Raw genomic sequence first — 980 nt, 5'->3', positions numbered from 1 at the left:
CCTAGCGCCCGCTCCTTTCGCTTTCTTCCCTTCCTTTCTCGCCACGTTCGCCGGCTTTCCCCGTCAAGCTCTAAATCGGGGGCTCCCTTTAGGGTTCCGATTTAGTGCTTTACGGCACCTCGACCCCAAAAAACTTGATTAGGGTGATGGTTCACGTAGTGGGCCATCGCCCTGATAGACGGTTTTTCGCCCTTTGACGTTGGAGTCCACGTTCTTTAATAGTGGACTCTTGTTCCAAACTGGAACAACACTCAACCCTATCTCGGTCTATTCTTTTGATTTATAAGGGATTTTGCCGATTTCGGCCTATTGGTTAAAAAATGAGCTGATTTAACAAAAATTTAACGCGAATTTTAACAAAATATTAACGCTTACAATTTAGGTGGCACTTTTCGGGGAAATGTGCGCGGAACCCCTATTTGTTTATTTTTCTAAATACATTCAAATATGTATCCGCTCATGAATTAATTCTTAGAAAAACTCATCGAGCATCAAATGAAACTGCAATTTATTCATATCAGGATTATCAATACCATATTTTTGAAAAAGCCGTTTCTGTAATGAAGGAGAAAACTCACCGAGGCAGTTCCATAGGATGGCAAGATCCTGGTATCGGTCTGCGATTCCGACTCGTCCAACATCAATACAACCTATTAATTTCCCCTCGTCAAAAATAAGGTTATCAAGTGAGAAATCACCATGAGTGACGACTGAATCCGGTGAGAATGGCAAAAGTTTATGCATTTCTTTCCAGACTTGTTCAACAGGCCAGCCATTACGCTCGTCATCAAAATCACTCGCATCAACCAAACCGTTATTCATTCGTGATTGCGCCTGAGCGAGACGAAATACGCGATCGCTGTTAAAAGGACAATTACAAACAGGAATCGAATGCAACCGGCGCAGGAACACTGCCAGCGCATCAACAATATTTTCACCTGAATCAGGATATTCTTCTAATACCTGGAATGCTGTTTTCC

The 980-nt window shown here is 42.6% G+C and carries 1 protein-coding gene; it reads right to left on the bottom strand.

The window, feature by feature from the left end; all coding sequences use genetic code 11:
* Positions 1-471: 471 nt before the first annotated feature.
* Positions 472-980 (bottom strand): APH(3') family aminoglycoside O-phosphotransferase (locus SB689_RS22515; RefSeq protein WP_138147086.1); only part of this gene is annotated, 509 nt, incomplete at its 5' end.

Source organism: Chryseobacterium sp. SIMBA_038 (assembly GCF_046535115.1).
Classification (GTDB): domain Bacteria; phylum Bacteroidota; class Bacteroidia; order Flavobacteriales; family Weeksellaceae; genus Chryseobacterium.
This window is presented reverse-complemented; position numbering and strand designations above follow the sequence as displayed.